This is a genomic window from Microbacterium aurantiacum, assembly GCF_040532595.1.
Lineage (GTDB): Bacteria > Actinomycetota > Actinomycetes > Actinomycetales > Microbacteriaceae > Microbacterium > Microbacterium chocolatum_B.
In genome coordinates, this window is the sequence record NZ_JBEVYX010000001.1 from 2308105 (window position 1) to 2325935 (window position 17831).

Consider the following 17831-nt stretch of genomic DNA (forward strand, 5'->3'; position numbering starts at 1 on the left):
CTCTTCGACGGACGTGCAACCGCCGAGGACAAGGATGCCGATGGACAGGAGTGCAGCGCCGAGACCGCGCCCGGGAAGATGCATACCCTCGACGCTATCTGCCGTTGCGTCCGACGGTCGGCTGGGCCACCGGCCCCACGGAATCGATCATCGACTCTGGGCGCGCGTTCCCTGGGCTGATCGTGGAGGTGGGCAACATCGCCGAGGACTACTGGCCCGCCGGGAGGCCGCACGGCTTCGCAATCCTCCCCGATGCGCAGAATCCCGAGAGAGCCATCGACGACGCGCGCGTGAGCTTCTTCGCCACGTACCTCTCGTCTTGTTCGCGGTCGGTCTGTTGATGCCTCGGCGCGCGGCGTCAGCCGGCGAGTGCCTCGAGGAGGCGCTCGGACGTTTCGATCACTGCGTCGGCTCTCATTCCTCGGCCCGAGACCACCACGGTGTTCACACCATCCCAGGCCGTCACCTCGAAGTTCGGGAGGTCATCACTGTTTTGGCTGATCTCTCTCAGCGTCGCATCCCCATTGCTCAGGGCGCGTCGCTCCCCGGCCGCGGCACGGGGCTCGGAGAGTCCGGGGTAGGCCCAGATGTAGACGGCATGCAGGAGGCTGTTGGTCGAGGCGGTCCCTCCCCAGACGCAGAAGTGCGCGGCTCCTGCGTCGGCAAGGATGTGCCATACGGGTCGCAAAGGCACGTTGTCCGTACCGAGCCCGCTGAGAGCGCCGATGCCGGCGACCGGCTCAAGAACCGGCGCAAGCTCCTCGCAATCCGGTACTGCCGTTCGTGCGGCGCCGCCAACGAGCTCGAGCGTTGCAGCGTGTACCTCGACTTCGTCCGCGATGGTGCGATTGATCTGGTCGTCCCATCCCGCGACGAAGAGAACATTCGCTTCCGAGAGTCGAGAGACAAAGCAGTGCCCGAGGGAGTTGATGCAATCCGTCGAGTTGTTCATCTCCGTCGGCTCCGTGATCGTCGCTCGAGGGAGCACGGAGATGACCGCCACGTTGCCGCCGCTTGCCCAGGTGCAGCTGATGCCCCCGACGGTGCGCGCCGCCCCCCGGTACTCTTCCTCCGGGATCAGGGGCTCGGTGCTGCCGAGCACAGACGCGATGCGTTCGGACGGGATCAGGTCGTCACACTCGACGGGAGACGCTTGCGCAGATGATTCCGAGCTGGGCGAGGGCGTCGGCGACGGTGAGCTCGTCACCTCCGTGGGGTCAGGTGCAGGCTGCCCGTCGACGCCGACGCAACCGCCGAGGACCAGGATGCCTGTGGTCAGGAGGACAGCGGCGAGACCGCGACCAGGAAAACGCATACCGTCGAAGCTACCCTCAGCTGATGGTGAGGAGCTGGTGCCCGGCGGAGACGGTGCTGCCGGGGTCGGCGTTGATCGCCCCGATCTGACCGTCCTTGTGCGCCTGGATGGGCTGCTCCATCTTCATCGCCTCGAGGACGACGACGAGGTCGCCCTTGACGACCTGCTGGCCCTCCTCGACGGCGACCTTGACGATCGTCGCCTGCATCGGCGCCTTCACGGCGTCGCCGGACGCGCCCGCCATGACGGTCTTCGCGTGCGAGCGGCGCGAGGGCGGCACCGCTGCGGGACGGCCCGCGGTGCTCGGCGAGACCGCGATGCGATCCGGGAGGCTGACCTCCAGACGCTTGCCGCCGACCTCGACGACCACGGTGTGGCGCGCAGCCTCGGTGCCGGGCGACTCGAGCTCGCCGTCCCACGGGGCGATGTCGTTGACGAACTCGGTCTCGATCCAGCGCGTGTACACGCCGAACGCGCCGTCTTCGGCGGTGAAGGCGGGATCCCGCACGACCTTGCGGTGGAAGGGCAGCACGGTCGGCATGCCCGCGACCTCGAACTCGTCGAGCGCCCGGCGCGCACGCTCCAGCGCCTCGTCGCGGTCGCGACCGGTCACGATGATCTTCGCCAGGAGCGAGTCGAAGGCACCCGACACGCTGTCGCCCGCGGTCACGCCGGAGTCGAGTCGGATGCCGGGGCCGCCGAACGTCTTGAAGACGTGGATGGGGCCGGGCTGGGGGAGGAAGCCGCGACCGGCATCCTCGCCGTTGATGCGGAACTCGATCGAGTGGCCGACGGGAGCGGGGTCGTCGTAGCCGAGCTCCTCGCCCTCGGCGAGCCGGAACTGCTCACGGACGAGGTCGAGGCCGGTGACCTCTTCGGAGACCGGGTGCTCGACCTGGAGGCGGGTGTTGACCTCGAGGAAGGAGATGGTGCCGTCGGCGCCGATGAGGAACTCGCAGGTGCCCGCGCCCTGGTAGCCGACCTCGCGGAGGATCGCCTTGGAGGAGTCGTAGAGGATGCGGTTCTGCTCGTCGGTGAGGAACGGCGCGGGCGCCTCCTCGACGAGCTTCTGGTGACGTCGCTGCAGAGAGCAGTCGCGCGTGGACACGACGACGACGTTGCCGGCGGCATCCGCGAGGCACTGGGTCTCGACGTGACGGGGCTTGTCGAGGTACTTCTCGACGAAGCACTCGCCGCGGCCGAACGCCGCGATCGCCTCGCGCGTGGCGGATTCGAACAGCTCGGCGACCTCGTCGAGCTCGCGGGCGACCTTGAGGCCCCGCCCCCCGCCGCCGTACGCGGCCTTGATGGCGATGGGGAGACCCACCTGCTCGGCGAAGGCGATGACTTCGTCGGCCCCGGCGACGGGTCCGGGGGTTCCCGGAGCGAGCGGGGCGCCGACCTTCTCGGCGACGGCACGCGCGGTCACCTTGTCGCCGAGCGCTTCGATGGCCTCGGGCGACGGGCCGATCCAGATCAGGCCCGCATCGATCACCGCGCGGGCGAAGTCGGCGTTCTCGGCGAGGAAGCCGTAACCGGGGTGCACGGCGTCGGCGCCGGAGCGGCGCGCGACGGAGAGGATCTTCTCGATCGACAGGTAGGTCTCGGCGCTCGTGGAGCCGTCGAGCGCGTAGGCCTCGTCGGCGAGACGGGCGTGGAGGGCGTCGCGGTCCTGGTCGGCGTACACGGCGACGGAGGCCTTGCCGGCATCCCGAGCGGCACGGATGACGCGGACGGCGATCTCACCGCGGTTGGCGACGAGGACCTTGGCGATCTGAGGCATGGATGTCAGCCTACCGAGGCCGAGGGGCCCTCTTTTGACCAACTCGTACAAGAACCGCGGCGATTCGTGTCACTCTCCCACAACCCGCCGGGTGGCCCGTGCCCGACCGGGCAGGGGAGATCGCGTCAGGGGGCGGGCGCCGAGAGCGACGGGTCGACGGTGTTCCAGAGCGCCGTCCAGTCGCCGCCCACCTCTCGGATGAGCGCCCGGAGCGTCGACACCGACATCCCCACGACCGTCGTCGGGTCGCCCTCGATGCGCGTGATGAAGGCGCCGCCGAGGCTGTCCACGGTGAACGCGCCGGCGACGTGGAGCGGCTCGCCGGTGGCGACGTAGGCGTCGATCTCGGCATCCGTGATGTCGTCGGCGAAGGTGACGGATGCCTCGGCCACGGCGTGGACCTCGCGCGACGGCGTGCCCGGCGACACCCGCACCACCGCGTGCCCGGAGTGCAGCACCCCGGTGCGGCCGCGCATCGCATGCCAGCGGGCCGTGGCGTTCTCGGGCGTGTACGGCTTGCCGAGGACGGCGCCGTCGATCTCGAACATCGAGTCGCCGCCGATGACGATCCCGTCGAAGTCGGGGAGGTCGTCGGCGAGTCGCGCGGCGACGTCGGCGGCCTTCCGGCGCGCGAGCAGCAGGACGTGCTCGTCCGGCGCGAGATCCCGGCCCTCGCCCGCGGCGACGGCGGCGACCACGGCATCCTCGTCGACGTCGGGGGCGACGGTCAGCGGACGGATGCCGAACTGCTGCAGCAGCATCAGCCGGGCGGGGGAGGTGGAGGCGAGGCACACGCGCATGCCCCCAGGGTAGGCGGCGCCCGTGGGGGCGATCGCGTGTGGAACCATCAGAGGATGCAACCCGGTGATCTTCTCGACCTCGACGTCTCCGGCGTCGCCCACGGCGGCGTCTTCGTCGCGCGGCACGAGGGACGCGTCGTCTTCGTCCCCGACACGCTGCCCGGCGAGCGGGTGCGGGTGCGACTGACCGACACGCGCAAGTCGTCGTTCTGGCGCGGCGAGGTGCTCGAGGTCCTGGAGGCCGTCCCCGAACGCCGCCCTCACGTGTGGGCGCAGGCCGATGTCGATGTGGCGCCGGAGAATCGCCCGGGCGGCGCCGACTTCGGCCACATCATCTCCGTGCACCAGCGGGAGCTCAAGCATCGGGTGCTCGTGGACGCGCTCGAGCGGATCGGCCGGCTCGATGCGGCATCCCTCGCCGCGGAGCCGGTACGGACGGTGGCGGAGATTCTCGGGGAGGGCGGTGACGATGCGGATGCCGATGCCGACGGCATCCGTTGGCGCACACGGGTGTCGCTGCACGTCGATGACGCCGGCCGCGTCGGCCCGTACGCCGCGCGGTCGCACCGCGTCATCGAGGTCGCGGAGCTGCCGCTGGCCACCGCGGCGATCGAGCGCGCGGCCCTGGCCCTTCGCGGCGGCGCCGCAGGGCGCATCGATCTCGTGCAGCCCGCCGACGGGCGGGTGCGCATCCTCCACCGCCCCGAGCAGACCTCTCCGCGCGGCCGCGGGCGCAGCCGGCGTCCGTCGGGGTCGGCGCCCGAGGCGCCTCGCCGTGGCGCACCCGAGAACGAGACGATCCGCGAGCGCGTGGGCGAGCGCGAGTTCCGCGTCGACGCCGGGGGCTTCTGGCAGGTCCACCGTCACGCCGCGTCGACCCTGACGCGTGCGGTCACGACCGCCCTCACCGCACCGGACGGCGCACCCGGCGTCGACCCCGATGCGTGGCACCTCGACCTCTACGGCGGCGTCGGCCTCTTCGCCGCCGCGCTCGCCGAGATCGGCGGCCCCGCCACGCGAGTGACGAGCGTGGAGTCGGACGCCCGGGCCACCGAGCACGCCGGCGAGAACCTCGTCGAATGGATCGGGGCCCGCGCCGAGACCGACCGCGTCGACCGGTGGATCCGACGCCTTCGGGCCGAGGCGTCGCCGGCCGAGCGGGAGCGGCTCCAGCGCGGCGTCGTGCTCCTGGATCCGCCGCGCGCGGGCGCGGGAACGGACGTGGTCGCCGACATCGCCGCGCTCGCGCCCCGCACGGTCGTCTACGTCGCCTGCGACCCGGTCGCGCTCGCGCGCGATCTCGGGGCGTTCCGGGATGCCGGGTACGAGGCGACGTCGCTGACTCCCATCGACCTCTTCCCGAATTCGCACCACCTCGAAGCGGTCGCGACGCTCTCCCGAGGGGACGCGCGCGGATAGAGTGGCCGCATGACGCGCGTGGCCCTGATCGACGACCACGAATCGGTGCGGCTGGGCCTGCAGGGGGCGTGTGCGCGCGCCGATGACCAGCAGGTCGTGTTCTCGGGCAGCACCGTGACGTCCTACCTCGATTGGCGCGCCTTCAGCTCTTCCCCGCCCGCGGATGTCGTCGTGCTCGACCTCACGCTCGGCGACGGCACGACGGTGACCGAGAACGTCTCGCGCCTCGTCCGCGACGGCTCGAGCGTCATCATCCACAGCGTCGCCGACCGTCCCGCCGCGGTCCGCGAAGCGCTCGCTGCCGGAGCCGCGGGAGTGGTGAGCAAGTCCTCGCGCATCGACGACGTCATCTGCGCCATCCACACCGTCTCGCGTGGGGAGCAGCTGAACAACGTCGAGTGGGCGAGCGCCGTCGAGGGCGACCGCGACTTCGCCGACGCGCAGCTGTCGGCCCGCGAGCGCGACGTCCTCCGCCTCTACGCCGCGGGACTGCCGCTCAAGGTCGTCGCCGAGCGCCTCGGCGTGGCGTATTCGACCGCCAAGGAGAACATCACCCGCATCCGCGTGAAGTACGTCGACGTCGGGCGTCCCGCGCCCACCAAGGTCGACCTGCTCCGCCGTGCGATGGAGGACGGCATCGTCTCGCCCAGCGGCGTCGAGGCCGAGAGCGTGGCCGCGGGGGGTGACGGTGAGCGCTGAGGCGTCGTCGTCCGTTCTGGACAGCGCGTGGGGGCAGATCCCCTCCTCGCGGGAATCGACCTCCGGCATCGGCTCGTTCACCCGCACCCGGGTCGAGCGGATCATGGCTCTCGTCGCGGGCCTCGGGTCGATGATCCTCGGCGCTCAGGCGCTCGTCAGCGCGCTGGGCCCGCCCGTGACCCTCCCGGCCTGGGACCTGCCGTACAAGATCGTCATCTTCGGCACCCTCGCGCTCATGATCGTCGCGTGCCTGTGGGGCAAGGGGGTCCGCGCCGCCGCCGGCACATTCGCGATCGTCTACCTGGTCGGGCTCGCCTTCTGGCCCCTGGCGACCGTCGGCCTTCCGACCGGAACCCGGGATCAGCCGTGGATCTGGTACCTCGTCAACATCGCGACCCTGGCCGCGGTGCTGGCCTTCCCCTTCGCGCTCCAGGTCGGCGTGACCCTGTTCGCGCCGATCCTGTACGGCTACGGGCGCCTCGTGCAGGGGAGCTTCGCGCCGGACTTCTGGTTCGCCGTCGGTCTCGATGCCGCCTTCGGCGTGATCCTCGGAGGCGTGATCCTCGCGCTCGGATGGCTCTTCCGCAAGATCGCCGCCAACGTCGACGACACCCGCACGAAAGCGGTGTCGTCCTACGCCAAGGCCGCGGCATCCGACGCCTCCGAACAGGAACGGATGGCCGTGGCCGCCCTCATGCACGACAGCGTGCTCGCCGCGCTCATCGCGGCCGAGCGTGCAGTGACGCCGCGCGAGGGAATCCTCGCCGCGGCCATGGCCCGGGAAGCCCTCACCCGACTGGCGAACACCGAGCAGGACGCCCACGAGGGCAGCGACGAGCCGCGGGATGCCGAGACGATCGCCGACGACATCGAGGCGGCTGCGGCGGAACTCGGTGAGACGCTCAGCGTGAACCGGCGTGTGACGGTGTCGGCGCGCCCGGTGCCGGGCCGGGTGGCCCGGGCGCTGGCGTTGGCCGCCGCGCAGGCCGTGGCGAACGCGCTGCAGCACGCCGGCGGCGAGGGACTGGTCGCCGAGCTCGCGGCCGACGACGACGGCATCCGGATCGAGGTCCGCGACGCGGGCGAGGGCTTCGACTTCGCCGCCGTCCCCGCGGACCGGCTCGGCATCCGCGCCTCGATCATCGCGCGCGTCGCGGCCGTCGGCGGCAGCGCCGACATCGACACCGGCGACTGGGGAACCCTGGTGCGCCTGACGTGGCAGGAGGGCGCCGCATGATCCAGGTGCGCTCCGTCCTGCTGGCGCTCGCGCTCGCGATGACCGCCTACCTCGCCGCCACGGGCCTGTGGTGGCGCGGCCCCGTCGACTACCCGTTCCTCGTCGTGGCCGCACTGGCACTGTATCTGGCGACGACGTGGCTGTGCATCTTCTGGTGGCCGAAGACGGATGCCGCGCCCGGCGGTTCCGAGCGCGGCTCCGGCAAGCTTCCCGGCCTGGCGCAGGGGCTCGCCCTCGCCGCAGCCGCGATCGTCCCGACGGCGATCGCGATCGCCGTCGGCGAGGAGAGTCGGCTGCAGTCCTACGGGACGTGGTACCTCGGCGGCATCGGCGCGCTGATGACCGTGGTGATGGCGCGACGCCGGCCCTGGGCGGCGTGGATCGGCATCGGCATGCTCGCGGCCGGGTCCATGACGTGGATGGGGCCCGCGAACGCGCTGGCGCAGGGGCTCGTCGGCTCGGTGGTCTGGGTGCTCGCCGCGCAGCTGCTGGTGCTGTCGATGGACAAGGCCGCCCGTGACACCGACCGTCTCGCGCAGCTGCAGCGTGCGGCATCCGGCTGGCAGGCCTCGCAGCTGGTGCGGCAGCGCGAGCGCCGCGTCCAGGTGCAGCGGGCCCTGCAGGTCGCCGGACCTGTGCTGACGCGCACCGTCGCGTCCGGTGGCGCGCTCACCGAGGAGGAGCGCCTCGAGGCGCGGCTGGCGGAAGGGCGTCTGCGCGACGAGCTGCGCGGTCCACGTCTGCTCGACGATGACGTCCGTGCGGAGCTCGAGCGGGCGCGCCGTCGGGGCGCGACCGTCACCGTCCTCGACGAGGGTGGTCTGGACGGGCTCGAGGAGCACGAGCTGGCCGCCATCCGTGCGCAGCTGGCCGAGACGCTGCGGTCGGCGGGCTCGGATCGGCTGTACATCCGCACGTCGCCGCACGAGACGGTCGCCGTCACCGTCGTCGGTCGCTCGGTGCCGGTGGACGGCCGGGCATCCGGCCCGTCCGACGAGGACGCGGTCGACCTCTGGCGCGAGATCCCGCTCCCCGGACGCGCCCGCGTCGACGCGGGCTGACCCGCACCGGGACTTCGGGGCTGAGGCCGATACCGAGCCGAACTCCTCAATCCCGGGGCCGACAGCCCCGTGTGCGCGCTCACCGGCGCCGTCTCGGCCCGTGCCTGAGGAGTTATGTACGCCCGCCGGGGCCGTCGCCCCACCCCAGGGCAACGGGCCGGCCTGCCCCGCGTCTCGGCCGGAGCTGGGCGCCATGCCGTGCGTAACTCCTCAATCCCGGGCCGACAGGCGCGTGTGCGCGCTCGCCGGCGCTGTTTCGGCCCGAATCTGAGGAGTTGAGTACGCTCGCGCGGCAGCGGCGCCACCGCAGGCAATCGGCCGGCCTGCCCCGCGTCTCGGCCGAAGCCGCGCGCGGCGCCGGGCCGAACTCCTCAGTTTCGGGGCCGACGGGCCGTGTGCGCGCTCACCGGCGCCGCTTCGGCCCATCTGTGAGGAGTTGCGTGCGATCGCACGGCCGCAGGCGCCCACCGACGCGAAAGATCCCATCCTCCCCACCCCGGCGGGGGAGGAGAGTGCCGGGGCGGAGAGAGTGAGAGGAGGCGAGGGGCGGCGGATCCGCACGCCCCTCGCCTCACGCGATCCGTTACCCGAAAACAGACCGCATGGCCGAACCCTGGGCATTCGCGAGGCGAAAGCGGGCCGACCGAACGCAGAAGCGTTCCAGCTCCTTCAGTATCCGTCGCTTCCGGACACCGTGTCTGTAGGTATTTCGGGGGACAAAACCCGGCGCGCCGAGGGGCCCCGATCGGTCACCAGCCGACGCGGGGCAGGGGCGTGCGCAGCCCACGCTGCGACACCGCCCACGCCGAGCGGCAGGGTTCCTCCTCGACGACGGCGGTCGCCGCCTCAGTGGCGTACGCCTCGCTGACCACGGCGATGAGGGCGGCGAGCTCTTCCTCGGTGGGGTTGCCGCGCCGCACGTCGATCGTGATGTCCTCGCGGGGGATCTCGTCGGTCATAGCGGGATGTTGCCGTGCTTCTTCGGCGGCAGGCTCGCGCGCTTGCCGCGGAGGGCACGCAGCGCCTTCGCGATCGAGACGCGGGTCTGCGCGGGCTCGATGATACCGTCCAGCTCGCCGCGCTCGGCGGCGAGGAACGGCGAGGCGACGTTGTAGGTGTACTCGTTGGCGAGGCGGGTGCGGACGGCGGCGACATCCTCGCCGGCCTCCTCCGCCTTCTTGATCTCACCGCGGTAGAGGATGTTGACCGCGCCCTGCCCGCCCATCACGGCGATCTCGGCGGTCGGCCAGGCGAGGTTCACGTCGGCGCCGAGCTGCTTGGAGCCCATGACGATGTAGGCGCCGCCGTAGGCCTTCCGGAGGATGACGGTGACCAGCGGGACAGTGGCCTCGGCGTAGGCGTAGAGCAGCTTCGCGCCGCGGCGGATGACGCCGGTCCACTCCTGGTCGGTTCCCGGAAGGTATCCGGGGACGTCGACGAGGGTCACGATCGGGATCGAGAACGCGTCGCAGAACCGGACGAAGCGGCTCGCCTTCTCGCCGGCTTCGATGTTGAGCGTCCCGGCCATCTGCGACGGCTGGTTGGCGATGATGCCGACCGAGCGGCCCTCGACCCGCCCGAAGCCGATGACGATGTTCGGGGCGAACAGCGGCTGCACCTCGAGGAAGTCCTCGTTGTCGACGATGCCGCGGATGACCTCGTGGATGTCGTACGGCTGGTTGGGGGAGTCGGGGATGATCGTGTTCAGCGCGCGGTCGGCATCCGTCGTCTCGAACTCGAACTCGTGCTCGTACAGCGGGATGTCGGACATGTTGTTGTCGGGCAGGAACCCGAGGAGGGTGCGGACGTAGTCCAGTGCGTCGTCCTCGTCCTCGGCGAGGTAGTGCGCGACGCCGGAGCGGGTGTTGTGCGTGTGCGCACCGCCCAGCTCCTCCATGCCGACGTCTTCGCCGGTGACGGTCTTGATGACGTCGGGGCCGGTGACGAACATCTGGCTGGTCTTGTCGACCATCACCACGAAGTCCGTCAGCGCGGGGGAGTACACCGCGCCGCCCGCGGCAGGCCCCATGATGATCGAGATCTGCGGGATGACACCGGATGCCGCGGTGTTGAGGCGGAAGATCTCGCCGTACTTGCCGAGTGCGACGACGCCCTCCTGGATGCGGGCACCGCCCGAATCCAGCATGCCCACGATCGGAATGCCGCTGCGGAGCGCGAGCTCCATCACCTTGATGATCTTGTCGCCGGCCACCTCGCCGAGCGATCCGCCGAAGGTCGAGAAGTCCTGCGCGTAGACGGCGACGTTCCGGCCGTGGATGGTCGCGGTGCCGGTGACGACGGAGTCGCCGTAGGGGCGCGAGCGCTCCATGCCGAAGGCGGTGGTCCGGTGGCGGACGTACTCGTCGAGCTCGACGAAGCTGCCCGGATCGACCAGGAGTGCGATGCGCTCGCGGGCCGTCATCTTGCCCTTGGCGTGCTGCTTGTCCTGGGCCGTCTGCTCGGCGTCGACGACCGCTTCCTGGTAGCGCGCGCGAAGGTCGGCGATCTTGCCGGCGGTCGTATGGAGATCGGGCTGGTCGGTCACGGCATCCACCCTATCGGCGGGATGCCTGCGGAGCTTGGAGGGTTCGTACAAAGGACGAGGGGATTCCTCCACCCGCGCGAACGATCGGTCCGCCGCGGACAGCGAGCGCATAGGGTGGCGGCATGCCGATTCCCGCCGAGGGGTACCCGCTCACCGCCGCTGTCAGCCCGCGCGTCCAGATCGTGGAGAAGACCGACTCCACGAACGCCGATGTCCTGCATCACCTGAAGGAGGAGTCGGCTGCGTGGCCCCACCTCTCGGTGCTGCTGACGACCGACCAGCGTCACGGTCGTGGACGCATGGACCGCTCGTGGACGGCACCGCCCGAGACCGCCCTCGCCGTCTCGGTGGTGCTGCGGGTGCGGGATCTCCCGGTGGCCGCACGCGGCTGGATCCCCCTCCTCGCCGGAGCCGCGATGACGCGCGCCGTCGCCGCGCAGATGCCGTCCGACGCGCACACCGTCGGACTGAAATGGCCGAACGACGTGCAGGTGGACGGCGGCAAGATCTGCGGCATCCTCGCCGAGGTCGCTCACACGGATCCGGATGCCGTCGTGGTGGGCGCCGGAGTGAACACCCGCATGGCGGCCGTCGACCTTCCGGTGTCGACGGCGACCTCCTTCGAGGCGCTCGGCCTCGAGTGCGACGACGACCGACTCCTCGCCGACTTCCTCCGCGATCTCGACGAGCAGGTGCAGGCGCTGACGAAGGCGGGCGGGAGCGCGGCCGGCGCGAGCCTGCACGCGAAGATCGAGGAGCTCTGCACCACGGTCGGGAGCCGCGTGCGGGTGGCCCTTCCCGACGGGTCCGCCCTCGAGGGCGTCGCCACCCGGCTCGACGCGGACGGGCGCCTCCTCGTCCAGCGCGACGACGGGTCGGCCACCGCGGTCTCGGCAGGCGACGTCGTCCACGTCCGCTGACCCCGTCGGGCGGGGCCTGGCCGCCGCCCGACTCTCCGCCTGACCGTCGCGACCCCCGCGAGGCGCCACGGCGCGCCCGCCGCCGTCCCCCACAATGGGAGGCATGACGCAGCCGACGGTGAGCTACGGGGGCAGGCCCCTCATGCCGGCCCCGGGTGCGCCCACGCCGGAGCTGCGGGTCGCACGTTTCCGGCCGCACGCGCGCAGGCTGGTCTGGTCGGCACTCGTCGTGGTCGCCGTCGCCGGTGCGACCGGGTACTACTTCGACAACCTCCCGGCGGGCTTCGAGAATTGGATGCTGGTCGCCGCGGCCAGCACGCTCATCTTCCTCTTCGCGCTCCTGCCTTTCCTCGCGTGGTGGACGCACGTCTACACGATCACCACCCGCCGCGTCATCGAGCGCACGGGCGTGTTCGTGAGTCGCCGCCGGGAGCTCAGCCACGTCCGCGGGTACACGATCGCGATGCGGCGCGGCATCCTGCAGCGGATCTGGGGAGCGGGGACCCTCACGCTCTCGAACGGCGTGGATGCGCCTCTCCGGCTCGTGAACGTCCCCAGTGCCGTCCTCGTCCACGAGGTGCTGGTCGATCAGGTCGAGGTGAACCAGATCCTGGCTCACCGTGATGCGCAGCCCCTTCCCCCGGGGCCCCCTCCGCCCCTCCCGCGCCGCTGACGGTCGAATCGGCGCCGGCGGTGCGGAAAGATGGAGCCCGGACACGGGCGGCCTTCCGGCGCGCCGAGCATCGAGGAGGTCGAGCATGGTTCTGCGTGTGGGAGTCGTCGGTGGCGGACAGCTGGCGCGGATGATGATCGCGCCGGCGGTCGAGCTGGGCGTGCAGATCCGCGTCCTCGCCGAGACCGAGGGGATGTCGGCGGCCCTCGCCGCGACCGCGGTCGGCGACTATCGCGACGTCGAGACCGTCCGCGCCTTCGCGCGCGACGTCGACGTGCTCACCTTCGACCACGAACACGTCCCGCAGGACGTCCTCACCGCCCTCGTCGAGGACGGTGTCGCCGTGCACCCCGGGCCCGACGCGCTGCGGTTCGCGCAGGACAAGCTGCACATGCGCGCGCGGCTCGCCGAGCTCGGGATGCCGCAGCCGGACTGGGCCGCGGTCTCCGACCGCGTCGGCCTCCAGGACTTCCTCGACGCGCACGGCGGGCGCGCGGTCGTGAAGACCCCCCGCGGCGGGTACGACGGCAAGGGCGTCCGGGTCGTGTCCGCCGCCACCGAGGCCGACGACTGGTTCACGGCGCTCGCCGAGGATGCCCGCGGCGGCGATCTCCTCGTCGAGGAGCTCGTCGATTTCTCACGGGAGCTCGCCCAGCAGGTGGCGCGGCGCCCGTCCGGCGAGGTCGCGGTGTACCCGGTCGTCGAGACGATCCAGCGCGGCGGCGTGTGCGCGGAGGTGCTCGCTCCCGCCCCCCACGCCGGAGAGCGGATGTCGGAGGTCGCCGCCCGGGTCGGCGTCGACATCGCCGAGGGGCTGGGCGTCACCGGCATGCTCGCGGTCGAGCTGTTCGAGACCACGGACGAGCGCATCCTCGTCAACGAACTCGCCATGCGCCCGCACAACAGCGGCCACTGGTCGCAGGACGGCGCCGTGACCGGGCAGTTCGAACAGCACCTGCGGGCGGTCCTCGACCTGCCGCTCGGCGCGACCGATCCGATCGCCCCGTGGTCGGTGATGGTGAACATCCTCGGCGGCCCGCTCGAGGGCGGCCTCGTCGATCGCTTCCCCGCGGCGATGCGGGAGCACCCGACCGCGAAGATCCACACCTACGGCAAGGACCCGCGCCCCGGTCGCAAAGTCGGCCACGTCACCGCGATCGGCGCCGACCTCGACGATGTGGCCTACCAGGCGCGAGCGGCGGCATCCCACTTCCTCGACGACTGAGTCCGACCCGCGCCGGACGGAGGATGCCGGAAGATCCGCTCAGCGGGAGGGGAGCCCCCGGGCCTCGAGCCACGCGCGCATCGGTTCGCGGCCGTGCAGGCCCGCGACGCGACTGACACGACCGACGACCGCGCGCACCCAGCCGGATGCCCGACCCTGGGTGGCGTTGTACGCCGCGAGTTCGCGCTCGTAGGCCTCGACATCCGTCGACTCCACCGGTCGGTAGGTCTCCGCGCCGTGCACGACATGCGGGGCGAGGCGCGGTTTGACGCCGGCGCGGTCGGTCGGGTCGGGGTGCCCGATCGCGACGCCGAACGCGACGACGGCGCGCGGAGGCAGCCCGGCGATCTCGGCGGTCACCTCGGGATGGTTGCGCAGCGACCCGAGGTAGCAGGTGCCGAGCCCGAGCGCTTCGGCGGCGACGACGGCGTTCTGGGCGGCGAGGGCGGCGTCCACGAATCCGACGAGCGTCGACTCGAGGTAGTCGGCGGCCTCCGCCGGCTCGCCGTGGTGGTCCGCGATCGCCGCAGCCCGCGCCCAGTCCGCGACGAACAGGAGGATGACGGGAGCGTCGGCGACGAAGGACGATCCGCCCGCCTCGTGCACCAGCCGGGTCCGGGCCGTCTCGTCGCGGACCTCCACGACGCTCCACACCTGGTTGTTCGACGACGTCGCGGCCGACTGTGCGGCGGCGACGAGGGCCGTGACCGTCTCGGCGCTCACCGGCTCGGTCGTGAATCGGCGCACCGAGCGGTGCTGCAGCAGCTGTGCGAGCATCGCCGAATCCCGCAAGGCGGGCTCGGTCAGCTCGGGGGCCGCGGCGCCGTAGCGGGCGCGCAACAGGGCATTGACGTCGGTGGAGGTGTCGGTGGTGGCCGGGCTCACGGTCGCTCCTGGAATCGGGGGGTGGTACGGGGGCACTCGAGGGGCGAACGCCGCCGCGCGTTCGATTCTTCCCCGGGTTCACCGGTCTTCCGCGCCGTTGCGGGGATTGTCCAGCCTCTCGCCCTAGCCTTGTCGGGTGACCCGGCCGCTGCACTCTTCCGACGAGCCGTTGGTCGGCGTCGTCATGGGATCCGACTCCGACTGGCGTGTGATGAGCGATGCCTCGCAGATCCTCAGTGATCTCGGCATCCGCCACGAGGTCGAGGTGGTCTCGGCGCACCGCACCCCCGACAAGCTCATGTCGTACGGACGTTCGGCGCGGGCCCGCGGGCTGAAGGCGATCATCGCCGGCGCCGGCGGTGCGGCGCACCTCCCGGGCATGCTCGCCTCGGTCACGGCCGTCCCCGTCATCGGCGTCCCGGTCCAGCTGGCGACGCTGGACGGCCTCGACTCCCTCCTCAGTATCGTGCAGATGCCCGCCGGGATTCCCGTGGCCACGGTGTCGATCAACGGCGCCAAGAACGCCGGACTCTTGGCCGCACGCGTGCTCGGCGCGGTCGATCCCGTCGTCGCCGACGCGCTCGAGGACTACGCCCGATCGCTGGAAGCGCAGGTCGAGGAGAAAAACCGGCGGCTCAAGGAGTCCCTGTGAGCGTCGCCGACATCACGCGCCCGCGCGCCGGCGCCTCCCGCACTCGCCTGATCCAGGAGCGCCCGATGCGCTTCCCCGACACCCGTTCGCGCGCGCTCATGTCGCGCCGCGGCTGGTGGCTCGTGGGGCTCAACTTCCTGCTCCCCGGCTCCGCGCAGGCCGTCGCCGGCGGTCGCCGTCTCGCCCGCATCGGCCTCGGCGCGACGATCGCGATGTGGCTGCTGCTGATCGCCGCGGTCGTCACCGCGGTGCTCTGGCCGGGCGTCCTGTTCGTCCTCGGGACGAACGCCCTCTTCCTCCTCGCCGCGCAGGTGCTCCTGGCCGGCTACGCGGTCCTCTGGGCGATCCTCACCGTCGACACGCTGCGGCTCGTCCGCCTGGTGAAGACCGCGCCCCTCGCGCGGGTCGGGATCGCCGCGCTCGCGATCGTCCTCCTCGTCGTCTCGGGCGGCACCGCCGCCTACGGGGCGACGCTCGCCGGGACCACGCGCACGACGCTCGGCGACATCTTCGGGCAGAGCGGACCGGTCGTTCCGCCCTCGAACGGGTACTACAACATCCTTCTCCTCGGTGCGGATTCCGGCGAGGGCCGCGACTCCATGCGCTTCGACAGCATCTCGGTCGTGTCGGTCAACGCCGAGACCGGAGCGACGACGATCACCGGCATCCCGCGGGACATGCCCAACTTCCCCTTCGCCCCGGGACCGATGCAGGACAAATACCCCGACGGGCATGAGGGCTTCGCGAATCCCACCTGCGGGTGGGGGAGTGGCGTGAACCAGCTGCGCACCGAGGTCGAGGTCTGCCAGGACGGTTCGCTCCTGTATCCGGATGCCGCCGCCAACGGCTCGGCGCCGGGCATCGAGGCGACGAAGGATGCCGCGGAGGGCATCCTCGGCATCGAGATCCCGTACTACGTCTTCGTCGACATGCACGGGTTCGCGTCGCTCGTCGATGCCCTCGGCGGTGTCGAGATCGAGGTCGCCGATCGCCTGCCGAAGGGCGGCGGCCCGGCGTACGACGGCCAGCCCGTGGACGAATGGGCGATCGGCTGGATCGAGCCGGGCCTGCAGCGCATGGACGGCGACACCGCGCAGTGGTACGCCCGCTCGCGCTACACCACGAGCGACTTCGACCGCATGGAGCGACAGCGCATCCTGCAGCAGGCGATCCTCGCGCAGTTCACTCCGCAGACGGTGCTGACGAACTTCCAGCAGCTCGCCGTCGCCGGAGCGGATCTAGTCGAGACCGACATCCCGGACGAGTTGCTACCGACCCTGTCGGAGCTGGCTCTGAAGGCGCGCGAGCTGCCGGTCACGACGATCGAGCTGACCCCCGAGGGCGGCATCGACGAGTACAACCCGGACTACCCGTACATCCGCGAGCTGATCCAGCAGGCGCTGTACCCGCCGACGCCGACCCCCACGCCGGAGGGCTGAGCCATGGTGGCCACCCTCCGCGTCATGCTCGACCAGGTCGTCGCGCCCACCTCCCCGGTGCTCGCCGAGGCCTCGCGTGAGCTCACCCGGGCGCTCGTCGACGGTGCGCCGAGCGGCTGCGTCGTCGAGGGCATCGTGCCCGGGGGAACGGATGCCGACTCCACGGTCGTCGCCGGCCTCGCCGACGTGCGGCGCGTGGGACTGCCCCGCCGCGAGCTCGCGACTGCCCTGCAGCTGGGTGCGCCGAACGGGATCGGCGGCGGCATGATCCACGCGCCGACGCTCTTCGCGCCGCTCGTGAAGCACGACCGCACGCACGACGGTGACCAGACGGTCGTCACGGTGTGGGACCTCCGGGCCTGGGAGACGCCCGACGAGCTCTCTCGCCTCGCGGTCGGCTGGCAGAAGGCGATGCTGAAGCGCGCCGCCAAGCACGCCGATGCCGTGGTCGCTCCGACCCACTCCATGGCGGAGCGTCTGCGGTCGCTCGCCAAGCTCGGAGATCGCGTGCGGGTCATCTCTGGTGCCGCACCCGCCGGGTTCGCCGTCCCCACCGACGAGGTAGGTCGGCGACGGGAGATGGATCTCCCCGAAGGGTTCGTGCTGCTGAGTGGCGACACCCACGCGTCATCAGGTCTGGCGGCCGGGTTCGCCGGAATCGCGGCATCCGGTGTCGATCATCCCGTCGTGGTCGTCGACGTGCCCGAGGGTCAGGAGCCCGCCGTCGCCGAGATCGCCGAAGCCGCGGGAATCCCGGAGCGTCGCGTTCACGTGCGCGGCGCGCTCGAGATCGCCGACCGCGCCGCCGTCTACGGCGCGGCGCTCACCTTCCTGGCGCCGGCCACGCGCACGGCGTTCCCGTGGCGTGTCGTCGATGCACTGGCCCTCGGGGTCCCTGTCATCGCCGCCGAGACCGCCGTCCACCGCGATGTCATCGCCGACGGGGGAGAGCTCGTCGACGTGGCGGATGCCGAGGCCGCCGGTGACGCCTTCGGCGACGCCCTTGCGCGGGCGCTGGGGTCGACGCAGGCGGCCGAGCGGCTGGCCGTGATGGCCGACGACCGCGGCCGCGCCTTCTCGTGGGGCGAAGCAGCCGACAAGGTCTGGCACCTGCACGCCGAACTCTGAACGGCATCCTCGAGAACGCTGACTTCCGCGTGTCGAATGCACGCGATTTC

Annotated in this window: 17 protein-coding genes; 11 read left to right on the forward strand and 6 right to left on the reverse strand. The window is 71.6% G+C overall.

Annotation, left to right across the window (positions count from 1 at the left end):
- Nucleotides 1-104: 104 nt before the first annotated feature.
- Nucleotides 105-341 (forward strand): hypothetical protein, encoded by a 237-nt coding sequence (locus tag ABXJ56_RS10805; RefSeq protein WP_353999670.1) that lies wholly within the window; start codon nucleotides 105-107, stop codon nucleotides 339-341.
- Between the two features lie 17 nt (nucleotides 342-358).
- Here ABXJ56_RS10805 and ABXJ56_RS10810 read toward each other — a convergent pair whose 3' ends face one another.
- The 3 genes from ABXJ56_RS10810 to ABXJ56_RS10820 all read right to left on the reverse strand — a co-directional run bounded on the left by ABXJ56_RS10810 (nucleotide 359) and on the right by ABXJ56_RS10820 (nucleotide 3898).
- On the reverse strand, nucleotides 359-1102 hold the full coding sequence (locus ABXJ56_RS10810; RefSeq protein WP_353999671.1) for a hypothetical protein: 744 nt from the start codon (nucleotides 1100-1102) through the stop codon (nucleotides 359-361).
- 229 nt (nucleotides 1103-1331) lie between these two features.
- The gene (locus tag ABXJ56_RS10815) at nucleotides 1332-3098 is read right to left on the reverse strand and encodes an acetyl/propionyl/methylcrotonyl-CoA carboxylase subunit alpha (RefSeq protein WP_353999672.1); all 1767 of its coding nucleotides are present in this window, start codon (nucleotides 3096-3098) and stop codon (nucleotides 1332-1334) included.
- Nucleotides 3099-3223: 125 nt separating this feature from the next.
- Nucleotides 3224-3898, reverse strand: a complete 675-nt coding sequence (locus tag ABXJ56_RS10820) for a Maf family protein (protein ID WP_353999673.1) — start codon at nucleotides 3896-3898, stop codon at nucleotides 3224-3226.
- A 54-nt stretch (nucleotides 3899-3952) separates the two neighbouring features.
- Here ABXJ56_RS10820 and ABXJ56_RS10825 point away from each other — a divergent pair, with 54 nt between their 5' ends.
- From ABXJ56_RS10825 to ABXJ56_RS10840, 4 genes are read left to right on the forward strand one after another with little or no spacing between them, the layout of a single operon-like run.
- A complete protein-coding gene (locus tag ABXJ56_RS10825) occupies nucleotides 3953-5317 on the forward strand; it encodes a class I SAM-dependent RNA methyltransferase (protein ID WP_353999674.1) in 1365 nt (454 codons plus the stop codon).
- Nucleotides 5318-5326: 9 nt separating this feature from the next.
- The gene (locus ABXJ56_RS10830; protein WP_353999675.1) at nucleotides 5327-6016 is read left to right on the forward strand and encodes a response regulator transcription factor; all 690 of its coding nucleotides are present in this window, start codon (nucleotides 5327-5329) and stop codon (nucleotides 6014-6016) included.
- Nucleotides 6000-7253: an ATP-binding protein gene (locus ABXJ56_RS10835; RefSeq protein WP_353999676.1), complete on the forward strand. Its 1254-nt coding sequence runs from the start codon at nucleotides 6000-6002 to the stop codon at nucleotides 7251-7253. The genes ABXJ56_RS10830 and ABXJ56_RS10835 overlap by 17 nt, the downstream gene beginning before the upstream one ends.
- Nucleotides 7250-8314 carry a hypothetical protein gene (locus ABXJ56_RS10840; RefSeq protein WP_353999677.1) on the forward strand — a complete coding sequence of 355 codons (1065 nt, stop codon included), beginning with the start codon at nucleotides 7250-7252 and terminating at the stop codon, nucleotides 8312-8314. Before ABXJ56_RS10835 ends, ABXJ56_RS10840 begins: the two co-directional genes overlap by 4 nt.
- Before the next feature lie 749 nt (nucleotides 8315-9063).
- Here ABXJ56_RS10840 and ABXJ56_RS10845 read toward each other — a convergent pair.
- Together ABXJ56_RS10845 and ABXJ56_RS10850 are read right to left on the reverse strand one after the other, a co-directional pair.
- The gene (locus tag ABXJ56_RS10845; RefSeq protein ID WP_353999678.1) at nucleotides 9064-9273 is read right to left on the reverse strand and encodes an acyl-CoA carboxylase subunit epsilon; all 210 of its coding nucleotides are present in this window, start codon (nucleotides 9271-9273) and stop codon (nucleotides 9064-9066) included.
- Nucleotides 9270-10859, reverse strand: coding sequence for an acyl-CoA carboxylase subunit beta (locus ABXJ56_RS10850; protein WP_353999679.1), 1590 nt, complete (start codon nucleotides 10857-10859; stop codon nucleotides 9270-9272). Before ABXJ56_RS10850 ends, ABXJ56_RS10845 begins: the two co-directional genes overlap by 4 nt.
- A gap of 122 nt (nucleotides 10860-10981) precedes the next feature.
- Here ABXJ56_RS10850 and ABXJ56_RS10855 point away from each other — a divergent pair, with 122 nt between their 5' ends.
- From ABXJ56_RS10855 to ABXJ56_RS10865, 3 genes are all read left to right on the forward strand, one after another.
- Nucleotides 10982-11779 carry a biotin--[acetyl-CoA-carboxylase] ligase gene (locus ABXJ56_RS10855; protein WP_353999680.1) on the forward strand — a complete coding sequence of 266 codons (798 nt, stop codon included), beginning with the start codon at nucleotides 10982-10984 and terminating at the stop codon, nucleotides 11777-11779.
- A 103-nt stretch (nucleotides 11780-11882) separates the two neighbouring features.
- On the forward strand, nucleotides 11883-12452 hold the full coding sequence (locus ABXJ56_RS10860; RefSeq protein ID WP_353999681.1) for a PH domain-containing protein: 570 nt from the start codon (nucleotides 11883-11885) through the stop codon (nucleotides 12450-12452).
- Between the two features lie 85 nt (nucleotides 12453-12537).
- On the forward strand, nucleotides 12538-13677 hold the full coding sequence (locus tag ABXJ56_RS10865; protein ID WP_353999682.1) for a 5-(carboxyamino)imidazole ribonucleotide synthase: 1140 nt from the start codon (nucleotides 12538-12540) through the stop codon (nucleotides 13675-13677).
- A 39-nt stretch (nucleotides 13678-13716) separates the two neighbouring features.
- Here ABXJ56_RS10865 and ABXJ56_RS10870 read toward each other — a convergent pair whose 3' ends face one another.
- Nucleotides 13717-14562: a nitroreductase family protein gene (locus ABXJ56_RS10870; protein ID WP_353999683.1), complete on the reverse strand. Its 846-nt coding sequence runs from the start codon at nucleotides 14560-14562 to the stop codon at nucleotides 13717-13719.
- Between the two features lie 184 nt (nucleotides 14563-14746).
- Between ABXJ56_RS10870 and purE the strand changes: the two genes are divergently transcribed.
- From purE to ABXJ56_RS10885, 3 genes are read left to right on the forward strand one after another with little or no spacing between them, the layout of a single operon-like run.
- Complete coding sequence (gene purE / locus ABXJ56_RS10875) at nucleotides 14747-15214, forward strand: 5-(carboxyamino)imidazole ribonucleotide mutase (protein WP_354000007.1); 468 nt, start codon at nucleotides 14747-14749, stop codon at nucleotides 15212-15214.
- Nucleotides 15211-16653 (forward strand): LCP family protein, encoded by a 1443-nt coding sequence (locus tag ABXJ56_RS10880; protein WP_435404977.1) that lies wholly within the window; start codon nucleotides 15211-15213, stop codon nucleotides 16651-16653. Before purE ends, ABXJ56_RS10880 begins: the two co-directional genes overlap by 4 nt.
- A gap of 3 nt (nucleotides 16654-16656) precedes the next feature.
- Complete coding sequence (locus ABXJ56_RS10885) at nucleotides 16657-17781, forward strand: glycosyltransferase (protein ID WP_353999684.1); 1125 nt, start codon at nucleotides 16657-16659, stop codon at nucleotides 17779-17781.
- Nucleotides 17782-17831: the final 50 nt, after the last annotated feature.